Genomic DNA, 25955 nt, shown 5'->3' on the forward strand with positions numbered 1-25955 from the left:
AGAGAAAGCGGAGAAGTCTACTCCTCCCGGCCTCACTTCTCGACGAAGGCGCGCTCGATCACGTAGTCGCCTGGCTGTCCGATATGGCGCGAGATCTTGAAACCGCGCGCGTCGAGCATCGCGCAGCTGTCCTTGAGCATCGCCGGGCTGCCGCAAATCATCGCCCGATCATGCTCCCGGTCGAGCGGCGGCAGGCCGATGTCCTCGAACAGCTTGCCGGTCTCGATGAGCTCCGTCAGGCGTCCCTGGTTGACGAACGGCTCGCGGGTGACCGTCGGGTAATAGATCAGCTTGTTGCGCGCGTCTTCGCCGAAGAACTCGTTGTCCGCGAGTTCCCGGGTGATGAAGTCGCGGTAGGCGAGTTCCGACACGGTGCGCACGCCGTGGATCAGCACGACATGCTCAAAGCGCTCGTACGTATGCGGGTCCTGCATCAAGCTCAGGAACGGGGCGAGGCCGGTGCCGGTCGCGAGCATGTACAAGCGCTTGCCCGGCTTCAGGTCATGCAGCACGAGCGTGCCGGTCGGTTTCTTGCTGACGACGATCGGATCGCCTTCCTTGAGGTGCTGGAGCCGCGACGTGAGCGGCCCGTTCGGCACCTTGATGCTGAAGAACTCGAGATGCTCCTCGTAGTTCGGGCTTGCGATGCTGTAGGCGCGCGTCAGCGGGCGGCCATCCACTTCGAGGCCTATCATTACGAACTGGCCGTTCTCGAAGCGCAGGCCGCGGTCACGCGTCGTGCGGAAGCTGAACAGCGAGTCGTTCCAGTGGTGGACGCTCAGGACACGTTCGACAGCGAGATTGCTCATGGCCTTGCCTTTGAATGAGTTGAAAGCCGGGTAGGTTCGTCGATTGCAATTCTAGGATGGGCGTAATATCTACTGAACGGGTAATTCAGATATTCGTTAGAGACATTTCCGATATGCGCTACACGCTTCGGCAGCTCGCGATCTTTGTCGCCGTCGCTCGCCATGGCAGCATTTCCCGTGCTGCCGAGGCACTTTCGATGTCGCAGTCGGCGGCGAGCAGCGGGCTCGCCGAGCTCGAGCGCCAGTTCGACGTGCAGCTGTTCGACCGCGTCGGAAAGTCCGTCCGGCTGAACGAGCTGGGCGAACGGCTGCTGCCGCGCGCGGTGGAGTTCCTCGATCGTGCTGAGGACATCGAGGCCCTGCTGCGGGGGCAAACCGGCTACGGGACATTGGACATCGGCGCGACGCTGACGATCGGCAATTACCTCGCGACGCTGATCGTCGCCGAATTCCTTCAGCGGCACAGCGACAGCCGCATCCGTCTCGGCGTTCACAACACGGCGACGATCATCCAGCAGGTGGCGAGCTTCGAACTCGACCTGGGACTGATAGAAGGCAAATGCCAGCATGCCGAACTCGAGGTCGTGCCGTGGCTCGAAGACGAACTGGTGGTGTTCTGCGCGCCGGCGCATCCGCTTGCCACGCGCGCCATCGCCGACGAGGAAGACCTCCTGGAGCAGCCCTGGATTCTGCGCGAGATCGGGTCAGGCACGCGCGAGACCTTCGACCAGGCGATGCGCCACGTCGAAGGGCGATTCGACGTGCGGCTCGAGCTCGAGCACACCGAGGCGATCAAGCGTGCCGTCGAATCCGGCCTCGGCGTCGGCTGCATTTCGCGGCTGGCGCTGCGCGAAGCGTTCCGGCGCGGCAGCTTGGTGCCCGTCGAGACGCCATGGCTGGACCTACGACGGCGCTTCCATTTCCTGTGGCACCGGCAGAAGTTCCGCACCCCGGGTATGCAGGCTTTTCTCGAACTGTGTCGCGAGATGACTGCGGGTGCCCGGCGCAGCGACGAGATCGCGCTGAGTTACATTCGCTGACCGTCGTGCATGGGACGCCGTGCCAAGGTGAAACCGGAACTCGCAGCAGCGTGAAGCGTGTCGGCCGCGCGACAAGGAGCGCGACAATCCGGACTGGTCCGTGGACCAAGGATGCCGGCGCGACAGGCAACTCATCCGGAGGGATGATGATGATTCGGGATCTTATTCGGCCGGCCTCCCGGGCGGCCGTCCTTGCGGTGGCGCTTGTCACGAGCATTCCGTCCGGCGTTGCCGCACCTGCCGGTCCGTCCGGCGAAACACTCCATGCGGCCGGTGATGGCGCAGTGCTCGATTCCGAAGTGCTCGCCCGGCGGATCGCTGCCGCGGATGTCATCTATCTCGGGGAACAGCACGGCAACCCGCATCATCATGCCGCCCAGCTGAAAATCGTGACCGACCTCGTCGCTGCCGGCCGCCGTCCGGCAATTGCGTTCGAGTTCGTAACCGTCCCGCAAACCAGCGACTTGATGAGCTTCGTGTCGATGCCCCAGGTTCCCGCGCACGACAACGCCGCAGTGCTGCGATTGCGGGACGAACTCGGCTGGCAGACAGGCACCGAGTGGCGCGACTACGGGCCACTGCTTGAATTCGCGCGCACCCATCGGTTGCGTGTCGCCGGGATCGATCTTCCGCAGAGCCTGCGACGCCGCATCAGCCGGGTCGGCATCGACGGGCTCAACGCCGTCGAGCGGACCCAGTTTCCCGACAGCGGGCTGGTCGATCCAGCGTATCAACAGCTGATGTACGAGCGGCTGAACGCAGCGCATTGCGGCTTCGCCTCGGCCGAGCTCGTGGCGCGCCTGTACGCGACCTGGCTGGCCCGCAACGACACGATGACGATGGCGGTGACCGCGCTCGCAGCCGAACGGCCCCTTGAACCGGTGGTCGTGATTCTCGGCCTGGGCCATGTCGAGAACAACATGGGGGTCTATGAACGGGTCGCGCAGCGTGCGCCGAACCTGCGCCAGCTCAATATCGGCTTCCGCGCCCGCTCTCCGGAGCTGCGCATTGCGGATGAACTCGCGCCGCTCGACCGCTTCGGCAAACAGTTCGCGGCGGCGCATGAGATCCTGTGGGTGACGCCGCCGGTGGCCATGCAGCAGGGTACGCCTTGCGAGGGGCTTGAGCGGCGCATGAAGAAAATGGAGAAGTGATTTCCGGCATCGCTCCCCTCGATACCGGAAATCGACCGCTTCGGCGTCTTACCCCCGCTTTGCCGAGAACGTGTGATGGGGACTCCGGCGCAGGTCAGCCGCGCGCACGCATTGCCTCGACTTCGACGATCGGCGCCGCGCTCGCCTCCGTGATCGGGGTGACGCTCGCTGAAGGCCTGGTTTCGGGCGCCGGCTCGATCGTTGCCGCAGGGCGTTCGGGCATGTACGAAGCGACCTGACAAGCGATCGCGGCGAGGTAGGGGATGCACTGCAGCGCGAGAATGCCGACCCATAGCTGCGCTTCGAGATCCTGCGCGCCGCGCAACCAGACCAGCACCACCGAGCCGAGAATCAGCGCGACGAGCAGTCCGATTTCCTCGCGGATCGGCGAGAAGAATGCGAGCGTGCCTTTATCCTTCCACCCCTTCGGCGTGCGGACGAATTCCCCGTGCCTCTTGATCAGGCCGGCGAACACCCCGCGGGCGATCGCATGCGCCATGCCGACCGACAGGATCGACGCACCGAGGATGTCCTTCCACGGCGCGTCCATCGTCCGCCGGTACAGGATCGGCCCGAGGCCGCCCTTGAACGCCATGAAGGCGAGGATCGGCAGCGCGAGCGCCGATACCGGCAGGCCGAACTCCTGAGGCATGTACAGCATGCCGATCGTCCACGCCAGGCTCGCGAACACGAACACGAGTTGCAGCGCGTCACCCAGCCACGCGAACCATCCGGTAAGGAAATGGTAGCGTTGAGCGATGTTCAGCCGGCTCGGGCCGAGCATCGCGGGCAGGTGATGCTTGAGGATCTGCATCGCGCCGAACGCCCAGCGGAAGCGCTGGCTCTTGATCGCGGCGAAGTCGGACGGCGTCAGGCCGCGGCCCAGGATGTGATCGACGTAGCGCGTGTCGTAGCCTTTTTCGATCAGGCGCAGCCCGAGTTCCGTGTCCTCGCAGATGCACCATTCGGACCAGCCGCCGACCTCCTCGAGCGCGAGTCGCCGCACCAGCGTCATCGTGCCGTGCTGGATCAGCGCGTTGCGCTCGTTGCGGTGATGCATGCCGATACGGAAGAAGCCATCGAACTCCCAGTTGCACATGCGGCGGAACGGCTGCGTTTCCCAGTCGCGGTGCGCTTGCGGCGCTTGCACGACGGCGACGTCGGCGGCATCGAAGTGCGGGATCAGGCAGGACAGCCAGTCGGGCGAGACGACATAATCCGCGTCGACAACGCCGACGACTTCGGCGCGCGGGTCGGTTTGCTTGAGGCCGAAGTTAAGCGCCCCGGCTTTGAATCCCGGCCAGTTCTCGAGGTGGAAGAAGCGGAAGCGCGGGCCGAGTTCCTCGCAGCGTGCTTCAAGCGGCTTCCACAGCGCCTCGTCCTTCGTGTTGTTGTCGAGCACCAGCACTTCGAAATTGCCGTAGTTCATCGCCGCCAGACTGTCGATTGTCGCGATCACCATCTCCGGCGGCTCGTTGCAGCAGGCCAGATGGATCGACACGAACGGTTCGCGTTCGGTGGCGAGCGGCGTGAGCGGCAGGAAGCGGCGCTTCCAGCGTCGCTTGAAGAGCACCTCGCCGAATTCGAAACCGTGCGACAGCAGCACTGCGATCGTCAGCACCGTGGCGCCGATCAGCATGGTCAGACCGACCAGGTCGCGCTGCGTCAGGTAGTAATCGGCCGGGACGTTCGCGCCGATCACCAGCGTCACCGCACAGGCCTGGATCAGCGCCGAGAGCCACAGCCGTCCGAGGATGCTCCAGTCGCGCAGCAGGAAGCAGATCAGGAACATCGGCACGAGCGCAATCAACGCAGCCATTCGGGCCTTCTCGTGCCAGCGGATATCCTGCACGACGAGGCCTTCGAGCGGGAACTTCGCCTGACGCTCGGCGTTGAACATGCCCCAGTAGGCCCCAGCCCAGCCTTCCAGCTGGATTTTCCACGGCTGGTCGATCGCTTCCATGATGAAGTAGTCGAGCGTCGAGCTGCGTGGATGGGCGAGGAACTCGCGGATGAAACGAGCCTCGTTTTCCACCGACGGCACGGAAGTCGTTTCCTCCTCGCCGAAACTGTTCATGACCGGACCGCGGCTCGGCCAGCCGACTTCACCGATAACGATCTTCTTTCTCGGGAACGCTTTCACCAACTCGTCGTAGCGCATCATCACGTAATCGACGGCGGATTCGACCGGCACCCCTTCGTGGTAGGGCAGCAGGTGGACGGTGATGAAATCGACGCTTTTCGCCAGTTCCGGGTTCTTCAGCCAGACATGCCATGGCTCGGCCGTCGACACCGGCACCTTGAGTCGTCGCAGGGCCTTGCGTGTCTTGTCGAGATAGGCGGAAAGCTCTGCGACGCTGAGGTCGCCGCGCAGCAGTACTTCGTTGCCGACGATTACGCGCTCGATGTGCCGCATCTCGCGAGCGGACTCGATCAGCGCGGCGATTTCGCGCTCGTTGGCTTCGGGGTCCGGCGACAGCCATGCGCCCGCCGTAACGGTCAGCCGGCGCTCGCCCGCCAGCCGCGCGATCGCCGGAACTTCAATGCTGCCGTAGGTGCGAATGCGCTCACCCGTCTGCGCGAGCAGGTCGAGGTCGGCGCCAATTTCGGCTTCGTTCGGATAAGTCCCCTTCAGCGGGCTCTGGTCACGCTGGAAAGGGCTGTAGGCATAGCCGCGAATGCTGTTGCCGGCACCGATGAACTCGGTGCCGCGGTTCCACCGCTCCGCGATGAGGTATTGGGCGCCGGCAACCAGGCCGGCAAGAATCAACGCTACGATCAGACGGTAAATCAGCGAAGCGGCGTATTTCATTAAAATCGGGATCCCCACAGGGGGTTGATCGATCGCCGCGGCCCGTCATTCCTCGCCATGCTTCGGAATTGCGGTATGACGCAGCGCAAAAATCAATCCTGGCCGGGCTTGTGACACAATTCACCAGCTCGACCGCAACTGATGCGGCGCGAAGTTTATTCGTTTTTTCAGTTGCTTAGCAAAGTTTCCCTGTGTGCAATTTGCAACAGGAAGTAGGTCCGCAGGCGGATGCTTGATTTGTAAGGGAAAAGGGAGTTGAGGAAAAATAATTTGCGTCAATACGATCGAAGCCGTATTTCGCTGGTCGCCGCGAGCGCCGTGCTTCTCGCGACAGTGCTCGGTGTGCGCTACGGATTGCTCGAAGCGGGCGCGTTCCCGCTCGACTGCAGTGGGGCGCTTGGCGAAGGGTTCGGAGCGCGGTGCGCGACAAAATGGCTGCTGGTGCAGTCCTTCCTCGACCAGCGCCTGGGCTGGCTGAGCCTCGCGTGCGGCGTTGCGGCCTTCGTGCTGCGCCATCGCCCGCTCGCGTGGGGAGGGTGGTTCAGCGGGCTCGCCGGGCTGGTGCTGTACAGCTTCGACCCGTCGGCCGTCGGTGCGCTGCTGTCGCTATTGGTCCTCGCCCGCGGCCGCCCGCAGCGTCGGCGCGGCAAGGAGGAGGCCGGTGAAGAGCCAGACGGCGGCCTGCGGGTTCAGCGGCTCGGATAGCCAGCGGCCGACGACGGACACTGCGATCACGGCTGCGCACAGCCGCTCCTCGGCCGCGTGGCGGCTGTTCGCGAACCACCCGATGACCCCGAGAGTCAGGGCCGGCACGATGAACAGCAGCGACGGGAAGTCGCGGTAGCGCGGATCGACGAACAGCAGCAAGGCGCCGACCGCGGCGGCGAACAGCAGCACGACGCGCAGCAGCCCGAGGCACGTCGACGCATCGAGCGACGCAAGGCGACCGCGCTGCCACGCGGTCCATGCCGACACGCCCGACCGTATCCCGCTTTCCGGAGACCAGCGGGCGAGGGTCAGGGGCACGAGCATGCCGACGGCGAAGACGAAGCCGAGCAACACCCATTCGAGCCCGTTCCGATACGCAAGTTGGGCGTGTTCCCAGTGCAGGACGGCGACTGCCCCTGCCACCGCCCCCATCGCGGCGAGGGCACCGAGTTGCAGCGGCGTGCGCCTCTTCGAGCGCCCTCCGGCGGCCACGGCGAGGCACACCAGGACGCCGAGCGCGGCGCCGAGCGCTGGCGCGACGAAGGTGTCGCGTGCGGCGACCGGGCCGGCGAGCGGAAACTTCGGTGCCAGGTCGACATCGAGCACGCCCCAGTAGCCGCCGACAGTGCCTTCGAGGCGGCGCTTCCACGGCTGGTCGATGGCCTCGATGAGGTTGTAGTCCCAGCCCTTGTCATGCGCGCGGTGGATGAATTCACGGATGTAGCGAGCCTGATTGACGGGTGACGGCAGCGACGCTTCGCGCTGCCGCCCGGCGCTCGGCCAGCCGGTTTCGCCGATCATCACCGGTTTGTCGAAGTGTTCGCGGACACTTTCGAAAACCGTCGCGACATGCGCGACCGCGTGTTCGATCCCCACCGGATCGTCCTCCCAGAAGGGCAGGATGTGCACGGTGACCCGGTCAACGGCGCCCGCCAGACTCCGATGCTTGAGCCAGAATTCCCACACGTCCGCATACGTCACCGGCACTTCGGTGCGGGCAGCGGCATACGCGATCAGCTCCCGCAACTCGTCTTCGGTGCGCTCGCGGCGCAGCAGCACCTCGTTGCCGACGATCAGCATGCGCACGACGTCGGCGTTGTCGTTGGCGATGCGGATCGCACGGTCGAGCTCGATCGCGCTGCGCTTGCGGTCGGCGCTGATCCACGCGCCGAGCAGCACCCCGAGCCCGAGTTCCCGCGCGACATCCGGCACCTGCTCCAGCCCTTGAGTGACCGAATAGAGGCGCACGCACTCGGTCATGCGCGACAGCGCGGTCAGATCGGCGACGATCTGCTCGCGCGAAATCACCAACGTCTCGTCGTATGGCGTCTGACCGGGAAGGCGATAGGGCGCATAGGACACGCACTTCATCCGCTCGTCGTCGGCCAGCTGCAGGTCATGCATCGGGACGGGCTGCATCTGGCGCGCGATCACCATGCCGAGGCCTGCCAGCGCCACGACGTGAACGAGCAGCAGGGCGAGCCAGGGAATGAAGGACCAGCGTGGCGGGCGAAAGTAGGGCATGTCGAGGGTGAAACGTCGGGCCGATACATGAAAAAAGCCACGCCTGGCTTGGCGTGGCTTCCCGGCGAAGGGGGGCGATTCTAGCTCGCGTAGTCCTCTACCGGCACGCACGCGCAGAAAAGATTGCGGTCGCCATAGACGTCGTCGATGCGATTGACGCTCGGCCAGAACTTGTTTTCGGCGACCCACGGCAGCGGGAAAACCGCCTGTTCGCGACTGTACGGGCGGTTCCATTCCGCACCGTTGGCAGCGATGAAATCGGCCTGCGTGTGCGGGGCGTTCTTCAGCGGGTTGTCGTCCGCCGGCCACGCGCCGTTCTCGACTTCGCGGATTTCGTTGCGGATCGCGATCAACGCCGCGATGAAACGATCGAGCTCGCCGAGATCCTCGGATTCGGTCGGTTCGATCATGATCGTGCCGGCGACCGGGAACGACATCGTCGGCGCGTGGAAGCCGTAATCCATCAGCCGCTTGGCGATGTCGACCTCGCTGATGCCGGTATTCGCCTTGATCGGGCGGATGTCGAGGATGCACTCGTGCGCGACGCGGCCCTGCGAACCGGTGTAGAGCACCGGGTAGTGCTCGGCGAGGCGGTTCGCGACGTAGTTCGCGTTGAGGATCGCGACTTCGGTCGCGCGCTTCAGGCCTTCAGCGCCCATCATCGCGATATACATCCACGAGATCGGCAGAATGCTTGCCGAGCCGAACGGTGCCGCGCTCACCGCACCCTGGCCCTTGTTCGGGCGCGTTTCATCGCCGGTCGCCGCGACGACGTGGTCGGCCATGAACGGTGCGAGGTGCGCAGCGAGCCCGATCGGCCCCATGCCCGGTCCGCCGCCGCCGTGCGGAATGCAGAACGTCTTGTGCAGGTTCATGTGACTGACGTCGGCGCCGATCGTCGCGGGCGACGTCAGGCCCACCTGTGCGTTGAGGTTCGCGCCATCCATGTACACCTGGCCGCCGTGGCGATGCACGCCGGCGCAAATCTCGCGGATCGATTCCTCGAACACGCCGTGCGTCGAGGGGTACGTGATCATCAGCGCCGCGAGCCGGTCGGCGTGCTGGGCGACTTTCACCTCGAGATCTGCGAGGTCGACGTTGCCGCGTTCGTCGCACCCGACGACGACCACGTCCATGCCGCACATTTGCGCAGTCGCGGGGTTAGTGCCGTGCGCCGACTTCGGGATCAGGCACACGCGCCGGTGCGTGTCGCCGCGGCTGTCGTGGTAGCGCCGGATCGCGACGAGGCCCGCGTATTCGCCCTGTGCGCCGGAGTTCGGCTGCATCGAGATCGCGGCGAAACCGGTAACCGCTTTCAGAAAATCGGCGAGGCCGTCGATCATCTCGAGATAGCCTTGCGCCTGTTCGTGCGGCGCGAACGGATGCAGGTTCGCGAACTCCGGCCACGTGACCGGGATCATTTCGCTCGTCGCGTTGAGCTTCATCGTGCACGAGCCGAGCGAGATCATCGAATGGTCGAGCGCGAGATCGCGATTCTGCAGTTTCTTCAGGTAGCGCAGCATCTCGTGCTCGGTGTGGTGCGTGTTGAACACCGGATGCGCGAGGATCGCGTCGTCGCGTAGCAGCGCAGCGGGGATCGCGCCGCCCGCGTCGGCGACGCGCGCGTCGAGCGCGACGACATCGGTGCTGGCGCCGAAGAGCGACAGCAACCGCGCGACCTCGGCGCCGGTCGTTGTCTCATCGACCGACAGGCCGAGGACGGTACCGGATGCGTGCCGCAGGTTATAACCCGCCGCTTCGCACGCCGCAAGCAGATCGGCGGTCCGCCCGCCGGTCTCGACTTGCAAGGTGTCGAAGAACGCATTCGAGAGGACGCGGAATCCCGCGCTCCGCAGGCCTTCGGCGAGGATCGCCGCAAGGCGGTGAATGCGCGCGGCTATGGTGCGGAGTCCCTCGGGGCCGTGATAGACGGCGTAGAAGCCCGACATGTTCGCGAGCAGCACCTGCGACGTGCAGATGTTGGAATTCGCCTTCTCGCGGCGGATGTGCTGTTCGCGCGTCTGCAGCGTCATGCGCAGCGCCGTCTTGCCGCGCGCGTCCTTCGACACGCCGATGATGCGCCCCGGCATCGCGCGCACGTTCGCTTCGCGCGTCGCGAAGAACGCCGCGTGCGGGCCGCCGAAGCCCATCGGCACGCCGAAGCGCTGCGCCGAGCCGAGCGCGATGTCCGCGCCCATCGCGCCGGGCGACTTCAGCAACACCAGCGCCATCAGGTCGGAAGCGACCGCGACGACAGCCCCTTTCGCCTTCAGGGCGGCGATCGTGCCGCTGAGGTCGATGATCTCGCCGCGCTCGTTCGGGTACTGCAGCAGCGCGCCGAAAGCGTCTGCATTCGCCGCGTCCTGCGCCGGGCCGAACTTCAGCTCGAAGCCGAACAGCCCGGCCCGCGTGCGCACCACGTCGATCGTCTGCGGAAAGCACGCTTCATCGACGTAGAAGACGTTCGATTTCGACTTGGCTACGCGCCGCGCCATCGTCATCGCCTCCGCCGCCGCTGTCGCTTCGTCGAGCAGCGACGCGTTCGCGAGCTCCAGCCCGGTCAGGTCGATGACCATCTGCTGGTAGTTCAGCAGCGCTTCGAGCCGGCCCTGCGCGATCTCGGCCTGGTACGGCGTGTAAGCGGTGTACCAGCCCGGGTTTTCCATGACGTTGCGCAGGATCACCGCCGGCGTGTGCGTGCCGTAGTAGCCCATGCCGATCAGCGATTTCCTGATGACGTTCTTCGCCGCGATCGCGCGCAGTTCGGCGAGCGCTTCGTGCTCGGGCTTCGGCCCTTCGAGCGGCAGCGGCGCGGCGAGCCGGATCGCCGGTGGCACGGTCTGGCCGATCAGCGTATCGAGGTCGGGCGCGCCGACGGCGGCAAGCATCGTGGCGATTTCGGTCGCGTTGGGACCGACGTGACGGCCGACGAAGGCGTCGCGTTGTTCAAGCTGCGAGAGCGGCGCGTTCAGCGCGGCGTCGGGGGAGGCGTTCGGCATGGCAGGTGACTCGACTGGATGTTCCGGGACCGCCGCAGCGGCCCGGAGGGAATGCGGCTGAGGCGGGATCAGGCGTTGGCGATGACGGCTTCGTAGCCGGCGGCGTCGAGCAGCTTGCTGAGGTCGGACACGCCGTCCGGCTTGATCTTGAACAGCCAGGTCGCATAGGCGTCGGCATTCACCGATTCCGGCGCGTCGACCGCGTCCTGGTTCGATTCGACGACTTCCCCGGAAATTGGCGCGTAGATGTCGGAGGCGGCCTTGACGGACTCGATCACCGCGCAGGCCTCGCTGGCAGCGAGGGTGCGGCCGACCTCGGGCAGCTCGAGGAACACCACGTCGCCGAGGGCTTCCTGGGCGTGATCGGTGACGCCGACCACTACGATGCCGTCGGCGTCGACGCTGATCCACTCGTGAGACGGGGTGTATTTCAGATTGGTGGGAACGTTGCTCATGGGAGGCTCCACGGGTGAGGGTTTCAGGCGCAGGACAGAGTGTCCGACGCCGTTTGCAGGGCGTGAGAAAATGGCGTGCCTTGAGGGAACGGGCTCAGACCAGCGTCTTGCCGTTGCGCACGAACGGCAGCTTGACCGTGCGCGCCTTCAGGCGGCGACCGCGGATGTCGACTTCGACCGCCTCGCCCGGCTCGACGCCGAACGGCAGGCGGGCGAAGGCGATCGATTTTTCGAGTGACGGCGAGAAAGTGCCGCTGGTCGTCTCGCCTTCGCCGGCGGCGGTGAATACCGTCATGTGCGCGCGCAGCACGCCTTTGTCCTCGAGGATCAGCCCAAGCACCTTGCGGCGGGCGGGGTTTGCGACGAGCGCGGCGCGACCGACGAAATCGCGCGATTCATCTTTCAGGTCGACAGTCCAGGCGAGGCCGGCATCGAGCGGCGAAACCGTCTCGTCCATGTCCTGCCCGTACAGGTTCATGCCGGCTTCGAGACGCAGCGTGTCGCGCGCGCCGAGTCCGCACGGCGTGACGCCGGCCGCGACCAGCGCGTTCCACACCGCTTCGGCACGCGTGGCCGGTAGCGTGATTTCGAAACCGTCCTCGCCGGTATAGCCGGTGCGCGCGATCAGCAGGTCGCCGACCGCGGCCGCCGAAAACGGCTTCAGGCTTTCGCTCGCGGCGCGCGTGTCGGGCAGCGCCGCCCAGGTCTTGTCGCGCGCGTTCGGCCCTTGCACGGCGATCATCGCCAGGTCGCGGCGGCTCTCGAGCGTGACGTTCGCGCCGGTCGCCGCGATGCGCTGGCGCATCCACGCGACGTCCTTGTCCGCGGTGCCGGCATTGACGACGATGCGGTACGACGTCGGGGAGAAGTAATAGACGATCAGGTCGTCGATGACGCCGCCGTCGGGATTGAGCATGCAGCTGTAAAGCGCCTTGCCCGGCTCGTGCAGCTTGGCCACGTCGTTCGCGAGCAGGCCGCGCAGCCACGTCGTCGCGTCCGGGCCGCCGAGGTCGAGGCCGAGCATGTGCGAGACATCGAACATTCCCGCGTCGCGGCGCACGGCGTGGTGTTCCTCGATCTGCGAGCCGTAGTTCACCGGCATGTCCCAGCCGGCGAAATCGACGATGCGGGCGCCGGCGGCGACATGAACGGCGTGAAGAGGGGTGTGTTTTGCCACGGGAGGCTCCTTGGGGTGACACCGGTTCGGTTACGAAGGTCGAAATGCAAAACGGGGCGAGACCCGTCCAAGCGAGCGTCGCCCCATCTGTCCCTTGTACCTGAGAGATTCCGGCCGACGCCGGGTGCCCCTTCGGTGGATGCGCCGGCCGGGAACGCTTCGACGTTTCCCGGCCCGCATCGCTCTCCAGAATTGTGTTCTGTCGGCGGTCCTTTTGCCTGAGCGATTCCTGGGGGGTTACGCCTTCGGCGACTCTCGGGGGAGAGTGCTCTCCCGCGCGACCGGCGGACGATAGCATTCGGGGACCGGAACTGGCAACGGGCAGCAGGGCGTTTGCTATCATCGCGGATCCTCGCGGACTTGCCGCTGTCCGATGAGCAGAACCTGCCCCGAAAGGATAGCGATGAACGCCGATCTGCACTGCCATTCCACGATGTCCGATGGTTGGCTCGCGCCCGCGGAGGTGGTGCGGCGCGCAGCGGCCAATGGGGTGACGCTGCTGGCGCTGACCGATCACGATGAGGTCGGCGGTCTCGACGAGGCGATCGCGACTGCGGCCGAAGTCGGGATAAGGCTGGTGCCGGGCGTCGAGATATCCGTTTCCTTCAGCGGCGAGACGGTGCACGTGGTCGGCCTGGGCATCGATCACCATCATCCACGACTGCTCGCGGGGCTCGCCGAAGTGCGGGCCGGCCGGGACGGACGGGCGGTGCGCATCGGCGCGGCGCTGGAAGCGGCAGGCATTCACGGAGCGCTCGAAGGTGCGCGAAAATTCGCCCGCAACCCGGCGCTCGTGAGCCGCGCGCATTTCGCCCGCCACCTCGTCGCGAGCGGCCTGATGCCCGATGTCGGCACGGTGTTCCGCCACTATCTCGCGCGCGGCAAGCCGGGGTACGTCGAGCACGAATGGGCAACGCTCGAAGACGCGGTGGGCTGGATCCACGCCGCGGGCGGCATCGCGGTCATCGCCCACCCGGCGCGCTACCGCTTTTCCGAGGCCGAACTCGAAACCCTGTTCGACCGCTTTGCCGCGTGCGGCGGCGAAGCGGTCGAAGTGGTGTCCGGAGCGCATAGCGACGCGGAAGTGCTCAGGTTCGCGAGTGTCGCCCGTCGCCGCAAGCTGCTCGCGTCGCGCGCTTCCGATTTCCACGGCGAAAAGGAAAGCCCTGTCGATCTCGGGCGCTGTTCGCCGCTGCCGCCGGATCTCGTGCCGGTGTGGTCGCGACTGGAATCAAGGCCGGGATGAAATCCGGCCGGGCCGGGTTGCACCCGGTCCCCGACAATCAAAATCGAAAAAATCAAGATCAATAAAAATCCGAATGGCTCAATATTTCGTACTTCATCCCGAGCAGCCTCAACTCCGGCTGATTCGCCAGGCTGCCGAAATCATGCGTTCGGGCGGCCTGGTGGCGTTTCCGACCGACTCCGCATACGCGTTGGGCGGCCTGACCGGTGACGCGAGCGTGCTGCTGCGCATCCGCAAGATCCGCGCAGTGGACGAGCGGCACCATTTCACGCTGATGTGCCGCGACCTCTCGGAAATCGCAACCTATGCGCGGGTCGATAACATGCAGTACCGCTTGCTGAAGGCCACGACTCCCGGGCCCTACACGTTCATCCTAGAGGGCACGAAGGAGCTGCCGCGGCGGGTCCTGCACCCGAAGCGCAAGACGATCGGCCTGAGAGTCCCCGACCATCCGGTGGTCGCCGCGCTGCTCGCCGAACTGGACGAGCCGATCCTGACTTCGACGCTGCTGCTGCCCGGCGAGGATCTGCCGTTGACCGACGCGGAGGAAATCCGCGACCGCATGGAAAAACAGGTTGAACTTGTCATCGAAGCCGGTTTCTGCGGGCCGGAAGTAACGACGATCATCGATCTGACTTCCGGCGTTCCGGTGCTCGTCCGGGCGGGGAAAGGCGATTCGTCACCGTTCGGTCTCGAAGCATAGTGTCCGGTCCTGCCCCCGAAGTTCCGGGCTTCGCCCAGAGTCGGGCACGGCGATGAAGGGGGCGCGACCGTGCTCTGCTAGAATGCACCGTTTTACACCGTGACGTCATGGATTCGCTGATCTCCACCATTGCCATCTGGGCGCTGCCGGTGCTGCTTGCGATCACGCTCCACGAGGCGGCGCACGGATACGTGGCGAGACATTTCGGCGATCCCACTGCGCATCTGGCCGGTCGCATCACGCTGAACCCGTTCAAGCATATCGATCCGGTCGGCACGATCCTCGTCCCCGGCGCGATCCTGACGCTCAGCAGCCTGTTCGGCGGCGGAGGCGTGCTGTTCGGCTGGGCCAAGCCGGTGCCCGTGGATTTCAGCCGGCTGCGCCAGCCCAAGGCGGACATGCTGTGGGTGGCAGCGGCCGGGCCGTTCGTGAACTTCATGATGGCGATCGGCTGGGCAGTGCTGTTCAAGATTGCGGTGAGCACGCCGCACAGCCTCTATACGATTCCGATGATGAAGATGGCCGACGCGGGCATGCAGATCAACGCCGTGCTGATGTTGCTGAACCTGTTGCCGATTCCGCCGCTCGACGGGGGCCGGATCGCGGTAAGCCTCCTGCCGCACCGGCTCGCGTGGAAATATTCGCGGATCGAGCCGTACGGCTTTCCGATTCTTCTCGTGCTGCTGTTCACCGGGGTGCTCGGACAGTTGCTGTGGCCGATGATGGCCGCTTTCCGGGTCCTGCTTGCGACGCTTTTTGGATTTTGATTACCGATCATGTACGCACAACGTGTTCTTTCAGGCATGCGCCCGACCGGGCGACTCCATCTCGGCCATTACCACGGCGTGCTCAAGAACTGGGTCGAGCTGCAGGCCGAATACCCCTGCCTGTTCTTCGTCGCCGACTGGCACGCGCTGACGACCGCCTATGACAGCCCGCAGATCATCGCCGACAGCGTCTGGGACATGCTGGTCGACTGGCTCGCGGCCGGTGTCGATCCGCAGAAGGCGACGTTCTTCATCCAGTCGAAAGTGCCGGCGCACGCGGAACTTCACCTGCTGATGTCGATGTTCTGCCCGCTCGGCTGGCTCGAGCGCGTGCCGACGTACAAGGATCAGCAGGAAAAGCTCGAGCACAAGGACTTGTCGACTTACGGCTTCCTCGGCTATCCGCTGCTGATGTCGGCCGACATCCTGCTCTACCGCGCCGACAAGGTGCCAGTGGGCGAGGACCAGCTGCCGCACGTCGAGTTCACGCGCGAGATCGCGCGGCGCTTCAATCACCTGTACGGGCGCGAGCCGGGGTTCGAGGACAACGCGAAGGAGGCGATGAAGAAGCTCGGTTCGAAGAACGCCCGCCTGTACGCCGAATTGCGCACGCGTTTCCAACAGGAAGGCGACGATGCGGCGCGCGAGCAGGCCAAGGGGATCGTCGAACAGGCGAAGAGCCTCGCGCTCGCGGATCAGGAGCGCCTGCATGGTTATCTCGAAGGCACCGGCAAGATGATCCTCGTCGAACCCGGCGCCCTGCTGACGGAGGCCGCGCGCATGCCCGGCCTCGACGGCCAGAAAATGTCGAAGAGCTATGGCAACACGATTTTCCTGCGCGAGGAGGCCGACTCGATCTCGAAGAAAATCCGCACGATGCAGACCGATCCGGCGCGCGTGCGCCGAACCGACCCGGGCGATCCGGACAAGTGCCCGGTGTGGCAGTTCCATCTGATCTATTCGGACGACGGCGTGCGGGCGTGGGTGCAGGAGGGCTGTCGCAGCGCGGGCATCGGCTGCCTCGAGTGCAAGCAGCCGGTCATCGACGCGATCCTGAAGGAGCAGGCCGTGATGCGCGAGCGCGCCCAGCCCTACGTCGAGGATCCCGCCCTGCTGCGCCGGATCATGGCCGAGGGCTGCGAGCGTGCGAGCGAGCTTGCCGAGGAGACGATGCGCGACGTGCGCGCGGCAATGGGGCTTTCGTACTCCTGAATCGCCCCGTCAGCGAGGCGGCCCTGCCGCCGCCGCGCGACGGTGAACCGCCCCGGCTTCGGACGTCTTCCGCAATGAATCTTCCCCTCGAGCGCCTTCCCGCGGAGACGGTCACCCAGATCGAGGCCGTCGCACGCCTTTACGGCGAGCCGCTGCTCGAAATGCCGAAGGACCTATACATCCCGCCGGACGCGCTCGAGGTGTTCCTCGAGGCGTTCGAGGGCCCGCTCGATCTGCTGCTGTACCTGATCCGCAAAGCGAATCTGAACGTCCTCGACATCCCGATGGCAGCGCTGACCGCGCAATATCTCGTTTACGTGGAGGCGATGCGCAGCCACAATCTCGAACTCGCGGCGGACTACCTGCTGATGGCCGCGACGCTGCTCGAGATCAAGTCGCGCATGCTGTTGCCGCGTCCGCAGCGCGAAGGCGCCGGCGACGACAGCGACCCGCGCGCGGAACTCGTTCGCCGGCTGCTCGATTACGAACAGATGAAGTTGGCGGGGGCCAGGCTCGAACTGCTGCCGCGCGCCGAGCGCGACTACGAGCGGGTGAGCATCTTCGTCGCCGAGAAGGTCGTCGAGCGGCTGCCGGAAGTGAGCCTGCACGACCTTCAGCTCGCGTGGCTGAAGATCATGAAGAAGGCGCGGCTGACGCAGCATCACCAGGTGAGACGGGACGAGCTGTCGGTGCGCGAGCACATGAGCGCGATCCTGCGCAAGCTCGGCGGGGGCGTTTTCGTCGTGTTCGATACGCTGTTCGAACCCGCGCGCGGACCCGCGGGACTCGTCGTGAGTTTTCTCGCGGTGCTCGAACTCGTCAAGGAAAGGCTCGTGGAAGTGGCGCAGAACGAGCCTTTCGCGCCGATCTACGTGAAGCTCGCCAATGCAGCCGACGACGCCTGAAGACTGCAAGCGCGTCGTCGAGGCGGCCCTGCTCGCGGCATCGGAACCTCTGACGGTCGGCGACCTGCGGCAGCTGTTCGACGCAGACCCGGGAGCGGACTTCATCCGGCGCGTGCTCGAGGACCTGCGCGCCGACTGGTCGGATCGCGGCGCGGAACTGGTGCAGGTCGCTTCCGGCTGGCGATTCCAGACGCGGCCGGAATATCAGATCTTCCTCGACCGGCTGAAGCAGGAAAAGCCGCCGCGATATTCACGTGCAGTACTGGAGACACTGGCGATCATCGCCTACCGTCAACCGGTGACGCGCGGCGACATCGAGGACATCCGCGGCGTCGCCGTTTCGCCGAACGTGCTCAAGACGCTGGAATCGCGCGGCTGGATCGACGTCGTCGGTCACCGCGACACCCCCGGCCGCCCCGCGCTGTTTGCGACCACGCGGCGCTTTCTCGACGACCTCGGGCTGCGCAGCCTGACCGAATTGCCCGCGCTAACCGAAATTGAAAGGATCATGGACCTTGTCGACACCAAAGAAATCGAAGCGGCCGCTGCGGCCCCCGACGAAGAAGAACGCTGAGACGGCGGAGCCGGGCAGGCATCCGTCGGGGCCTCCGCCGCGTGCCGGCGGGCGCTCGTCGACGGCCGCCGGGGAAGGCGCGCGGCTCGCACGTCCGCCGCGCGCTGGCGCGCCCGCGGGCGGCGGACGCGGCGACCAGGAAAACACCGTGCTTGCCGAACCCGAGCGGCTGCAGAAAGTGCTGGCGCAGATCGGCATCGGCTCGCGCCGCGAAATCGAGGAATGGGTGGTTGCCGGGAGAATCTCGGTCAATGGCCTGCCTGCCGAACTGGGCCAGAAAATCGGCCCGGGAGACCGCGTCAAATACAATGGCAAGCTGATTCCGCTGCGTTTCACGGTGCGCACGCCGCGTGTGCTGATCTATCACAAGCCCGAAGGCGAAATCGTCTCGCGCGAGGACCCGGAAGGGCGCCCGACGGTGTTCGAGCGGCTGCCGATCCTGCGCAAGGGACGCTGGATCGCGGTCGGGCGGCTCGATTTCAATACCTCGGGCCTGCTCCTCTTCACGAACGATGGCACGCTGGCCAATCGCCTGATGCACCCGCGCTACGAACTCGAGCGTGAATACGCCGTGCGCCTGCTCGGGCAGCTCAACGACGAACAGATCGAATCGCTGAAGATCGGCATCCAGCTCGAGGACGGGCTCGCGCGATTCACGTCGATCTCGGACGAAGGCGGCGAGGGCGCGAACCACTGGTACCGGGTGACGCTTTCCGAAGGCCGAAACCGGGAAGTCCGGCGCATGTTCGAAGCGGTAGGCCTCACCGTCAGCCGGCTGATGCGGGTGCGCTACGGTCCGGTGACGCTGTCGTCGCGGCTCAAGCGCGGCATGTGGATGGAGATGCCGGAAGCCGAAGTGTGTGCTTTGGCCGGCTTGCCGAAGCCGCCGGGCCAGGCCGCACGCCCCGGCGAGCAGGTGCGCAAGACCCGCCTGCACCGCACCACCCCGAGGTGATGCGCAGCCGATAGCGGGCGCGGCGGACCAATGACGCGGTGGCTGCAGGCTGCGGGGGGCGAAGATCGGCGGAAGAATTTTTTGCGTCGGCCCTGACTGCAGGCCGGCGACGAACGGGCGGGCGTCGGGCAGGTTACCTTTGCGCCGCGCTTTGGTGCTAGACTCCGAAAACTTTGTTCCGGCGATAAAAGTTTGCGCAAATGCAAAGCGCCGGGGCTCGTTTTTCAGCCCGTCCGCGACGCGGTGCGAACAGCGCCGGCGACCGGACAGAACAGGAGGACAAGGATGGCTTTCGTCATTCTTTCCGCCGGGACGCTGACACAATCGCGCATGCACACTATCAGCGCCCGGGTTTTTGCCGGCGTCATCGTGGCGATCGTGTTCGCGGCGCTTGTCGGTGGTTTCGCAGTTGGCTACATGGTTGACGGCAAGGTCCGGAATCCTCCCCAGGCCGCGCCGGCGGTGCCCGTCGAGTCGCAAAGCGACCTGCTGATCGGCCGTTTCGGCGAGCTGGCCGGTCGCATGGTCCAGTTGCAGGCCGAGGCGGCCGCGCTGACGGAGCGGATCGGCGCGATCAAGGATTTCGAGGCACGGATCACCGAAAACGTCGCCGCCGATTCGACACCGGGGCGCATCGCAAAAACGCCGCTCGGTTCCCCGGCCGGCGGACCGCTGCTGCAGCCGGTCCCTACCCGTGCGCCAGAGTTGCCGCAGTCCCGCCTGATGCTGCCGCAGTTGCCGTCTGCTGCGGGGGTACTCGACGGCAAGCCGGAAGGGCTGCTGGCCGGGGAAGTCGCCGAAATGGAGCGCGACATCGAGCGCCTTGCCCAGACGCTCGCCGGACTCGACCGGCTCGCCACCGGCTACAGCCTCGCTCACATGTCTTTCCCCGGCCGCTCCCCGGTCGCCGGCTTCGGGATCTCGTCCGGGTTCGGCAACCGCAGCGATCCGTTCCGGCGTCGTCTCGCCTTCCACAGCGGAGTCGATTTTCCGGCGCCGACGGGCACGCAGATTTCCGCCAGCGCAGGCGGGCGGGTGATCTTCGCCGGGCGCCGTCCGGATTACGGGCTGACTGTCGAAATCGATCACGGCGCCGGCCTCGCGACGCGCTACGCACACGCGTCGAAGCTCCACGTGAAAGTCGGCCAGGTCGTGCTGCCGGGAGACAGGATCGCGTCTATCGGTTCAACCGGGCGATCGACGGGCGCCCACCTGCATTTCGAAGTCCTTAAGGACGGTCTGATCGTCGATCCGACGTCGTACCTCGCGCAGTTTTAAACAATTCGGGCGATGCCGGCACGCCGTCGTTACAGCAACCGCAACCTGACGCAGGACTCGTATGTCCTGACCTCGGATCCGACGTACGGGCTCAAGCGCATCGTGTTCCTGTGGGGGCTCGTCATCGTCGTCCTGGTGATGCTCGGGCTCGGTGTCCGGTATTTCGAGGACCGGCTGGCGTCGGAATCGTCAGTGTCGGCAATGCGGCAGCAGAACCGCGAGCTGCAGGAAGCGCTGAGCAAGGCGCGCTTCGATCTCGAGGTGGAACTGGCGACGCGGGGTGAGCTCGAACGCCAGGTGGTCAGCCTGAACGACGAGCTCAAGGAGATCAGGGAAGAGCTGGCGTTCATCAAGTCGGCAACGAAGGGCGCGCTACCGGCCCGTTGAGCCTCCTGCGCAGCCGGTGAGGCGCCATTCGAGGGACGAAACCGATGTTCGGACGCAAGCGCAACAAGGCTATCCAGGTCACCAAGCTCTCCAGCCTGGTCGCAGACAATCTCGAAATCGTCGGCGACGTGGTGTTTTCCGGGGGCTTGCGGGTCGACGGAAAAATCGAAGGCAACGTCCTCGGCAAGGAAGGTGAACGCAGTCTCCTGGTCGTCAGCAACCGCGGGGCGATCACCGGGCGAGTGCGTGTTCACGACGCAGTCGTCAATGGCCGGATTGACGGCGACCTGGAAGTCGAGCATTTCCTCGAGCTGCAGGCGGGTGCGCACGTTTCCGGACACATCATCTACCGGCAGCTGCAAATGGACTGTGGCGCCGTCGTCGACGGGCGCCTCGAAAAGGTCGAAGAGGCCGCCGTGGACAAGAAGGTCGTCGACATCTCGGTCGCAGCTTCGCTCCCGGCACGCGCGACCGAACAATAACCGGCACCGCGATCGTCCGCCGGTTTCCATGCCAAACAGGGAATAGCAGCCACGCAGCGTCGCCCCCGGCACCGCACGTGCCGCACCGCAGGGTGCGGGAACGGGCAGCGGGCGAACCCGTGGGCGTCGGGTATAATTTCGCCCTTCCGACCGGCGAACCCTGTTCGCGTCCACTTTCCCCTTCGCAACGATAGAAATGGCCGAAATCCTCAAGCTGCGCGGCGCTGCGGCGCTTTCTTCCTCCCGCCTCGCGCGCCTTTCCCGTTCCGCAGCCGACGCGCTGCCGAAGCTCAAGGGGCTGGCTGCGGAGTACTGGTATTTCGTCGAGCTCGCCGCGCCGCTGGCGACGGACGAACGCGACCGGCTCGTCGACCTGCTCGCGGCTGTCCCCGCGTCGCCGCAAGTGCCTCCCGGCATGCAGTTGCTCGTCGTGCCGCGGCTCGGGACGATCTCGCCGTGGTCGTCGAAGGCGACGGACATCGCGCGCCAGTGCGGCTTCGACAAGGTGATGCGCATCGAGCGCGGCGTGTCGTATTCGCTCGACATGCGCAACGGACTCGACGACCGCCAGTACGCGGCGGTGCTGCCGCTGCTGCACGATCGCATGACCGAGTCGGTGCTGGCGAGCCTCGACGTGGCCGAAGCGCTGTTCCATCACTACGAGCCGAAGCCGCTGATGTCGGTGGATGTGCTCGCCGGCGGGCGCGACGCCCTCGTCATGGCGAACGCCGAACTCGGCCTCGCGCTGTCCGACGACGAGATCGACTATCTCGTCGACAACTTCACCCGCATCGCGCGCAATCCGACCGACGTCGAGCTGATGATGTTCGCGCAGGCCAACTCCGAACATTGCCGCCACAAGATCTTCAACGCCGACTGGGTCATCGACGCGCGGCCGATGGAGAAAACGCTGTTCGGCATGATCCGCGACACGCACAAGGCGCACCCTGAAGGCACCGTCGTCGCGTATTCGGACAACGCGTCGGTGATCGAGGGCGCGACGATCGACCGCTTCTACGCGGACGCCGACGGCCAGTGGCACTTCCGCGCCGAAGAGACGCACATCCTGGCGAAAGTGGAGACGCACAACCACCCGACGGCGATCTCGCCGTTCCCCGGCGCCGCGACCGGCGCCGGCGGCGAGATCCGCGACGAAGGGGCGACCGGCCGCGGTTCGAAGCCGAAAGCCGGCCTGACCGGTTTTTCGGTATCCAACCTGAACATTCCGGAATTCGGGCAGCCGTGGGAAAAACCCTATGGCAAGCCCGACCGCATCGCCTCGGCGCTCGACATCATGATCGAAGGCCCGATCGGCGGCGCCGCGTTCAACAACGAATTCGGCCGGCCGAACCTCGCCGGCTACTTCCGCACGTTCGAGCAGGAAGTGCAGGGCGAAGTGCGCGGCTACCACAAGCCGATCATGATCGCGGGCGGTCTCGGCAGCATCCAGGCGCAGCAGTCGCACAAGGTGAAGTTCGCGCCCGGCACGCTGCTGATCCAGCTCGGCGGCCCCGGCATGCTGATCGGGCTGGGCGGCGGCGCGGCTTCGAGCATGGCGACCGGCACGAACACCGCCGACCTCGACTTCGCGTCGGTGCAGCGCGGCAACCCCGAGATCGAGCGCCGCTGCCAGGAAGTCATCGACTGCTGCTGGCAGCGCGGCGACGCGAACCCGATCCTCGCGATCCACGACGTCGGCGCGGGCGGGCTGTCGAATGCGATGCCGGAATTGGCGGAATCGGCCGGGCTGGGCGCGCATTTCGAGCTGCGCGAAATCCATATCGAGGAGCCGGGCATGAGCCCGCGCGAGATCTGGAGCAACGAGTCGCAGGAGCGCTACGTGCTCGCGATCGCGCCCGAGAGCCTCGCCGAATTCCGCGCGATCTGCGAGCGCGAGCGCTGCCCGTTCGCGGTGCTCGGCGAAGCGACCGCGGACGGCCACCTGACCGTCGCGGACCGCCACTTCGGCAACAAGCCCGTCGACATGGAAATGCAGGTGCTGCTCGGCAAGCCGCCGAAGATGACCCGCAACGTGTCGCGCCGCGCGGTGCATGTGCCGCCGTTCGACGTCACCGACATCGACCTGAAGGACGCTTGCCTGCGCGTGCTGCGCCTGCCGGCGGTCGCGAGCAAGAATTTCCTCATCACGATCGGCGACCGCTCGGTCGGCGGTCTGACGGCGCGCGACCAGATGGTCGGCCCGTGGCAGGTTCCGGTCGCCGACGTCGCGGTCACCGCGATGAGCTTTCACGGCTATCAGGGGGAAGCGTTCGCGATGGGCGAGCGCACGACAGTCGCATGTCTCGACGCGCCCGCTTCCGGGCGCATGGCGATCGGCGAGGCGGTGACGAACATCGCTGCCGCGGACATCGCCGACATCGCCCAAGTCAAGCTGTCGGCGAACTGGATGGCCGCGGCCGGGCATCGCGGCGAGGACGCGAAGCTGTTCGACACCGTCAGCGCCGTGTCGCAGTTCTGCCAGCAGGCCGGCCTCGCGATCCCGGTCGGCAAGGATTCGCTGTCGATGAAGACGACGTGGCAGGACGACGGCGAGAGCCGCCAGGTCGTCTCGCCGCTGTCGCTCGTCGTCACGGCGTTCGCGCCGGTCGCGGATATCCGTCGTACGCTCACGCCCCAGCTGCAGTTCCCTGAAGGCGTCGACACCGAGCTGCTGCTGATCGACCTCGGCAACGACCGCAATCGCCTCGGCGGTTCGGCGCTCGCCCAAGTCTTCGGCTCGGTCGCGGAACACGCTCCCGACGTCGATGCGGCACAGCTCGCAAGGTTCTTCGGCCTGATCCAGCAGTTCCGCCGCGACGGTCTGCTGCTCGCGTACCACGACCGTGGTGACGGCGGCCTGTTCGCGACGCTGTGCGAGATGGCGTTCGCGTCGAAGTGCGGCCTGTCGGTGGTGCTCGACACCGTCTGCTACGACCAGTACATGAACGACGTCGACGGCCTCGACAAGAAGCCGGACACGATCAAGGGCCGCCTCAACGACCGCCTGTTCGCCGGGCTGTTCGCCGAGGAGCTGGGCGCGGTGGTGCAGATCCGCCGCGCGGATCGGGCGCGCATCACGACGCCGCTGCGCGAAGCCGGCATCGCCTACCACTTCCTCGGCGAGCCGAACGGCAAGGATGAGATCCGCTTCTGGCGCAACGCGAAGCTCGTGTTCAACGCACCGCGCGCCGAACTGCTGCAAGCGTGGTCCGAAACCGGCTACCGCATCGCGCGCCTGCGCGACGATGCCGATTGCGCGCGCGAGGAATTCGACGCACTCGCCGACGCGACGAACCCGGGGCTGAGCGTGGCTCTGACTTTCGATCCGGCCGACGATGTCGCCGCGCCGCTGATGGCGACCGGCGCGCGGCCGAAGATCGCGATCCTGCGCGAGCAGGGCGTCAATTCGCAGGCCGAGATGGCAGCAGCGTTCGAGCGCGCCGGTTTCGCCCCGTACGACGTGCATATGTCGGATCTGCAGGCCGGACGCCACCAGCTGAGTGATTTCCACGGCTTCGCCGCGTGCGGCGGTTTCTCGTACGGCGACGTGCTTGGCGCGGGTCAGGGGTGGGCGAAGTCGATCCTGTTCAACCCGGCGCTGCGCGGGCAATTCGAAGCCTTCTTCGCTCGTCCCGACACGTTCGCGCTCGGCGTGTGCAACGGTTGCCAGATGATGGCGCACCTCGCGTCGATCATCCCGGGCGCCGGGCACTGGCCGACTTTCCAGCGCAACCGCAGCGAGCAGTTCGAGGCGCGTTTCGTGATGGCCGAAGTGCTCGACAGCCCGTCGATCCTGTTCGCCGGCATGGCCGGAAGCCGCATGCCGATCGTCGTCAGCCACGGCGAAGGGCGGGCCATGTTCCGCGACGCTGCCGACCCCGAACGCGTTTTGACAGCGCTGCGCCATGTCGACAACCACGGCGTGCCGCCCGCGACCTATCCGTTCAACCCGAACGGTTCTCCGCAAGGATCGACCGGTTTTACCACTGCGGACGGCCGCTTCACGATCATGATGCCGCACCCGGAGCGCACGGTGCGGACGGTGCAGATGAGCTGGTATCCGGCCGGACTCGGCGAGGATTCGCCGTGGATGCGGATGTTCCGCAACGCGCGGCGCTGGCTGGGGTGAACACGTCCGGCGGCCGGTCGCGGCCAGCCGCCGGGCTTGACTGCAGTCAATGGCGCGTGCGGTTCAGCTGTTAGAATCGCCGCACCGTTTTGGTCAACCTTGGTCGCTCCGGTTTTCGCCGATGTATTTCAAGCGTACGGCTCGCAGTTTCACCGCCTGGATCGCGCTGTTCGCGGTCCTGCTGGGTGCGCTTGCGCCGGCGCTGAGCCACGCGCTGTCACGCGCCGACGGCGAGAAGCGCCTGATCCAGGTGTGCACGGTCGCCGGCATGAAGATGGTCGCGGTCGATGATTCGCGCGACAAGGGCGAGGCCCACGTGTTTCCCGCCGAACGTTGTGCTTTCTGCGCGACGCACTGCGATGTGCCGACGCTTCCCGCGATGCCGTCCGCACCTTTCGCACTGAAAGGCCGTTCCGATCACCTTCCCCCGCTTTACCTCCACTCGCCGCGCCCGCTCTTCGCTTGGGCAGCGGCGCAGCCGCGCGCTCCACCGCTCCGGCGCGCCTGAGTGCCGTCCTGGGCGTCCCCGTCTCCTCGCATCCAGGAGACGGGGCACGGCCTGATGAGGCATTCCTGCCGAAACCCTTCCGCGGCATCCGCTCTCAATACATTCGCTCGCCCCGATCGCGTCGTCTCGCA

At 66.0% G+C, this 25955-nt stretch carries 21 protein-coding genes and 1 riboswitch; of the genes, 15 read left to right on the plus strand and 6 right to left on the minus strand.

Features of this window, described 5'->3' with window-relative positions; all coding sequences use genetic code 11:
* Positions 1-32: 32 nt before the first annotated feature.
* Positions 33-809, minus strand: coding sequence for a ferredoxin--NADP reductase (locus tag GO608_RS17205; RefSeq protein WP_169197645.1), 777 nt, complete (start codon positions 807-809; stop codon positions 33-35).
* Positions 810-922: 113 nt separating this feature from the next.
* Between GO608_RS17205 and GO608_RS17210 the strand changes: the two genes are divergently transcribed.
* Positions 923-1849, plus strand: a complete 927-nt coding sequence (locus tag GO608_RS17210; RefSeq protein WP_169197644.1) for a LysR family transcriptional regulator — start codon at positions 923-925, stop codon at positions 1847-1849.
* Between the two features lie 284 nt (positions 1850-2133).
* Complete coding sequence (locus GO608_RS17215) at positions 2134-3003, plus strand: ChaN family lipoprotein (RefSeq protein ID WP_247003265.1); 870 nt, start codon at positions 2134-2136, stop codon at positions 3001-3003.
* Positions 3004-3097: 94 nt separating this feature from the next.
* Here GO608_RS17215 and GO608_RS17220 read toward each other — a convergent pair whose 3' ends face one another.
* Positions 3098-5815 carry a glycosyltransferase gene (locus GO608_RS17220; protein ID WP_169197642.1) on the minus strand — a complete coding sequence of 906 codons (2718 nt, stop codon included), beginning with the start codon at positions 5813-5815 and terminating at the stop codon, positions 3098-3100.
* A gap of 270 nt (positions 5816-6085) precedes the next feature.
* On the opposite strand from GO608_RS17220, the gene GO608_RS17225 reads away from it, so the two are divergent.
* Positions 6086-6520 carry a hypothetical protein gene (locus tag GO608_RS17225; protein WP_247003267.1) on the plus strand — a complete coding sequence of 145 codons (435 nt, stop codon included), beginning with the start codon at positions 6086-6088 and terminating at the stop codon, positions 6518-6520.
* On the opposite strand, the gene GO608_RS17230 is transcribed toward GO608_RS17225, so the two are convergent.
* The 4 genes from GO608_RS17230 to gcvT form a co-directional block, all read right to left on the minus strand.
* Positions 6422-8047, minus strand: coding sequence for a glycoside hydrolase family 17 protein (locus GO608_RS17230; protein ID WP_169197641.1), 1626 nt, complete (start codon positions 8045-8047; stop codon positions 6422-6424). The genes GO608_RS17225 and GO608_RS17230 overlap by 99 nt on opposite strands.
* Before the next feature lie 80 nt (positions 8048-8127).
* Complete coding sequence (gene gcvP, locus GO608_RS17235; protein WP_169197640.1) at positions 8128-11046, minus strand: aminomethyl-transferring glycine dehydrogenase; 2919 nt, start codon at positions 11044-11046, stop codon at positions 8128-8130.
* Between the two features lie 68 nt (positions 11047-11114).
* The gene (gene gcvH / locus GO608_RS17240) at positions 11115-11501 is read right to left on the minus strand and encodes a glycine cleavage system protein GcvH (protein WP_169197639.1); all 387 of its coding nucleotides are present in this window, start codon (positions 11499-11501) and stop codon (positions 11115-11117) included.
* Positions 11502-11595: 94 nt separating this feature from the next.
* Positions 11596-12678 (minus strand): glycine cleavage system aminomethyltransferase GcvT, encoded by a 1083-nt coding sequence (gene gcvT, locus GO608_RS17245; protein WP_169197638.1) that lies wholly within the window; start codon positions 12676-12678, stop codon positions 11596-11598.
* A 197-nt stretch (positions 12679-12875) separates the two neighbouring features.
* Positions 12876-12964, minus strand: a riboswitch (glycine riboswitch).
* 117 nt (positions 12965-13081) lie between these two features.
* Here gcvT and GO608_RS17250 point away from each other — a divergent pair.
* From GO608_RS17250 to GO608_RS17305, 12 genes are all read left to right on the plus strand, one after another.
* Positions 13082-13924: a 3',5'-nucleoside bisphosphate phosphatase gene (locus GO608_RS17250; RefSeq protein WP_211159265.1), complete on the plus strand. Its 843-nt coding sequence runs from the start codon at positions 13082-13084 to the stop codon at positions 13922-13924.
* A gap of 73 nt (positions 13925-13997) precedes the next feature.
* Positions 13998-14627: an L-threonylcarbamoyladenylate synthase gene (locus GO608_RS17255; protein WP_169197636.1), complete on the plus strand. Its 630-nt coding sequence runs from the start codon at positions 13998-14000 to the stop codon at positions 14625-14627.
* A 107-nt stretch (positions 14628-14734) separates the two neighbouring features.
* A complete protein-coding gene (locus tag GO608_RS17260; RefSeq protein WP_169197635.1) occupies positions 14735-15394 on the plus strand; it encodes a site-2 protease family protein in 660 nt (219 codons plus the stop codon).
* Between the two features lie 9 nt (positions 15395-15403).
* Positions 15404-16606 (plus strand): tryptophan--tRNA ligase, encoded by a 1203-nt coding sequence (locus tag GO608_RS17265; RefSeq protein WP_169197634.1) that lies wholly within the window; start codon positions 15404-15406, stop codon positions 16604-16606.
* 74 nt (positions 16607-16680) lie between these two features.
* Positions 16681-17511, plus strand: coding sequence for a segregation and condensation protein A (locus tag GO608_RS17270; protein ID WP_169197633.1), 831 nt, complete (start codon positions 16681-16683; stop codon positions 17509-17511).
* On the plus strand, positions 17492-18085 hold the full coding sequence (gene scpB, locus GO608_RS17275) for an SMC-Scp complex subunit ScpB (RefSeq protein ID WP_169197632.1): 594 nt from the start codon (positions 17492-17494) through the stop codon (positions 18083-18085). Before GO608_RS17270 ends, scpB begins: the two co-directional genes overlap by 20 nt.
* On the plus strand, positions 18027-19040 hold the full coding sequence (gene rluB, locus GO608_RS17280; protein WP_169197631.1) for a 23S rRNA pseudouridine(2605) synthase RluB: 1014 nt from the start codon (positions 18027-18029) through the stop codon (positions 19038-19040). The genes scpB and rluB overlap by 59 nt, the downstream gene beginning before the upstream one ends.
* Positions 19041-19325: 285 nt before the next feature.
* The gene (locus tag GO608_RS17285; RefSeq protein ID WP_169197630.1) at positions 19326-20318 is read left to right on the plus strand and encodes a M23 family metallopeptidase; all 993 of its coding nucleotides are present in this window, start codon (positions 19326-19328) and stop codon (positions 20316-20318) included.
* A gap of 12 nt (positions 20319-20330) precedes the next feature.
* The gene (locus GO608_RS17290; protein ID WP_169197629.1) at positions 20331-20705 is read left to right on the plus strand and encodes a hypothetical protein; all 375 of its coding nucleotides are present in this window, start codon (positions 20331-20333) and stop codon (positions 20703-20705) included.
* A 44-nt stretch (positions 20706-20749) separates the two neighbouring features.
* The gene (locus GO608_RS17295) at positions 20750-21187 is read left to right on the plus strand and encodes a bactofilin family protein (RefSeq protein WP_169197628.1); all 438 of its coding nucleotides are present in this window, start codon (positions 20750-20752) and stop codon (positions 21185-21187) included.
* A 196-nt stretch (positions 21188-21383) separates the two neighbouring features.
* Complete coding sequence (gene purL / locus GO608_RS17300; RefSeq protein WP_169197627.1) at positions 21384-25316, plus strand: phosphoribosylformylglycinamidine synthase; 3933 nt, start codon at positions 21384-21386, stop codon at positions 25314-25316.
* Positions 25317-25437: 121 nt separating this feature from the next.
* A complete protein-coding gene (locus GO608_RS17305) occupies positions 25438-25824 on the plus strand; it encodes a DUF2946 domain-containing protein (RefSeq protein ID WP_169197626.1) in 387 nt (128 codons plus the stop codon).
* Positions 25825-25955: the final 131 nt, after the last annotated feature.

Source organism: Aromatoleum buckelii (genome assembly GCF_012910785.2).
Classification (GTDB): Bacteria; Pseudomonadota; Gammaproteobacteria; order Burkholderiales; family Rhodocyclaceae; genus Aromatoleum; species Aromatoleum buckelii.